At 25.4% G+C, this 2,326-nt stretch carries 3 protein-coding genes; 2 read left to right on the top strand and 1 reads right to left on the bottom strand.

Annotation, left to right across the window (positions count from 1 at the left end):
- The first annotated feature begins 657 nt into the window (after positions 1 to 657).
- Together QZ288_RS11690 and QZ288_RS11685 are read left to right on the top strand one after the other, a co-directional pair.
- Positions 658 to 999 carry a DUF5674 family protein gene (locus tag QZ288_RS11690; RefSeq protein ID WP_295159064.1) on the top strand — a complete coding sequence of 114 codons (342 nt, stop codon included), beginning with the start codon at positions 658 to 660 and terminating at the stop codon, positions 997 to 999.
- A gap of 6 nt (positions 1,000 to 1,005) precedes the next feature.
- Entirely contained in the window at positions 1,006 to 1,341 is a 336-nt protein-coding gene (locus tag QZ288_RS11685) for a hypothetical protein (RefSeq protein WP_295159062.1), read from the top strand.
- 17 nt (positions 1,342 to 1,358) lie between these two features.
- Here QZ288_RS11685 and QZ288_RS11680 read toward each other — a convergent pair whose 3' ends face one another.
- Positions 1,359 to 2,192: a class I SAM-dependent methyltransferase gene (locus QZ288_RS11680; protein WP_295159061.1), complete on the bottom strand. Its 834-nt coding sequence runs from the start codon at positions 2,190 to 2,192 to the stop codon at positions 1,359 to 1,361.
- Positions 2,193 to 2,326: the final 134 nt, after the last annotated feature.

Raw genomic sequence — 2,326 nt, 5'->3', positions numbered from 1 at the left:
ATAATATTAGTTATCAGTTTCTCGTTTACCGCTTTAAAATTGCTAGCTATAAACTCGCTTTAAAATAGCTAATAACCTCTTTATTATTGCTAATAAAAATTGTTTGTTAATGTTCCCTGCTATTCTGCGAATAGCAGGCACTCACAATTTTTATAATATTAGTTATCAGTTTCTCGTTTACCGCTTTAAAATTGCTAGCTATAAACTCGCATTAAATTAGCTAATAACCTCTTTATTATTGCTAATAAAAATTGTTCGTTAATGCTCCCTGCCATTCTGCGAATAGCAGGCACTCACAATTGTTATAATATTAGTTATCAGTTTCTCGTTTACCGCTTTAAAATTGCTAGCTATAAACTTTATATTATTACCGCTATGCCTCATTTGGTATTGCTAGTTCAGACTCGCTTTTTTTTAATAAACTAACTCTTGAATTATGTAAGCAGCAGGCACTCGCAATTTTTATATAATAATTCTATAATTCATTATAAGCATTTTTTATTGTCGGAATATAAACTATAAAAAATATTTATGCATATATATTAAATTTTTTTATATTATAAAATTTCTTTCATCATATTAAATTTTCTTTATAAAAAAATTATATTTCCGTTAATATTATGTTAAGTAAATATAATTACGGAGTATTAATATTTTATGATAATCATTAAAGAAAGTATTGAAGTTTCAGAAATAAAAAATATGCTTGGAAATTTTTTTACTGATATGGTTAAAGGCGTTATAGATATTGAAAAAAATGAATTAGCTTTAGATGCAGAGCTTCATAGCGATTTGGAAGCTTTGCTTATAGAAAATGGTTCATCGCAGAAATATTTATGGGGCATTAATATTTATCCTGAATTAGATGATTATGATTTTATAGGATTTACTTCTTTAATTAATATAAAACCTTCTTACAATAATATAAATAGATATATAGAAGATGAAAATATTAGAAACAAAATAATAGAAATATTGAATAATTTAATAATTAAGTGAAATATTATGAGTTATATGCATAAAGATTCGGCAAACGGAAAATGGAAAACTTTGAGCCTTGCAGAGCAAATGGCTAATATTGGAAGCGAAGTTTACAGAGCAATAAAGTTTAAAAAGAAAAATAATTTTGAATATTCTAAAAATGCTTTATACAGAGCTTTAGAGCTTTTAGATTTAACTATAGAAGCTCAGTATAAAAAACATAGCATAAAAGAGTTTACAAGATTAAGAGAAGTTTTATGCGATTATTTGCTCGGCGATAATGAATATAATACTGATGAAAGTATTATGAAATATTTTGACAGTTTTGCTTATATTTCAGCAATAAGAAAAGAAAAATAATTAATCAGCTTATAAATTTATTCTTTAGTTTTTCCTATTATAGCCTGCTGGCATATATCATTATATCTAGTATCTCTTTTCTTTTTTTCTATCACTACCACAGCATCATAATAATGAATAGAGTAGGTGCTGTCAGTAAAATTATTAGGATATAAATCATCTTCTTCAGCAGCCCAATATGCATTAAGAGAGTCTATTAAATTTTTTGTGTATTCTATATATGAATTTGGATTTTTGTATCCTCCTCCGAAATTAGCCCAATAAGAAGTATAAACATCTTCGCATAAATAAATTCCGTCATCTTTTATATGTTCATACATCTCTTCAAAAGTAATAATCTGCTGATTCATTTTATGTCCGCCGTCATCTATTAATATATCTAATTTCGGTATTTGTTTTTTTACTTCTTTTAAAAAATCTCTGTCATCTTGAGAACCTATAAATATTTTTATATTATTCTCTTCAAATTGCAGGCATTTAGGATTTTTATCTATCGCATATATATTCACATTTGCTTTGCTGTTATTATTTTTAAAATATTCTCTCCACATTTTTACAGCTCCGCCGCTTCCGACACCTATTTCCATCATATTAATATCTTTTCCCCTGTATTTAGAAAAATGTCTTTCGTATATATCAAAAAAAGGAAGATGTTTAAAAATGGCTTCGCCTTTATTATTAAGAAAATAGTTATGTAGATCTGCTTTATCTTTATTTTCATCATTGATTAATATATCTCTTATTATTTCCAATTTTTTTTTATCTTCTTCACTGTCATTTTTTACAAGCAAAAGATTTTTATGTGTTTTTACACGCAGTTTTTTTATTTCAGATTTTTTTCCTTTTTTCATATATTTTCCTGTATTTTCCTGCAATATGAATTAGTATATTATTTATGATTCTTTATACTATAAAATATTAAATTGTCAAGAAATAATATTTTAAATCAAAAAATTATTTAAAAATGCTTGACATATATGATTTA

The sequence above is a fragment of the uncultured Brachyspira sp. genome (assembly GCF_910578695.1).
In the GTDB taxonomy this organism is placed as follows: domain Bacteria; phylum Spirochaetota; class Brachyspiria; order Brachyspirales; family Brachyspiraceae; genus Brachyspira.
This window is presented reverse-complemented; position numbering and strand designations above follow the sequence as displayed.

Bases quoted from the DNA above. Each gene is read 5' to 3' on its own strand.
- QZ288_RS11690 (WP_295159064.1), top strand. From the start codon at position 658: ATGATAATCATTAAAGAAAGTATTGAAGTTTCAGAAATAAAAAATATG.
- QZ288_RS11685 (WP_295159062.1), top strand. From the start codon at position 1,006: ATGAGTTATATGCATAAAGATTCGGCAAACGGAAAATGGAAAACTTTG.
- QZ288_RS11680 (WP_295159061.1), bottom strand. From the start codon at position 2,192: ATGAAAAAAGGAAAAAAATCTGAAATAAAAAAACTGCGTGTAAAAACA.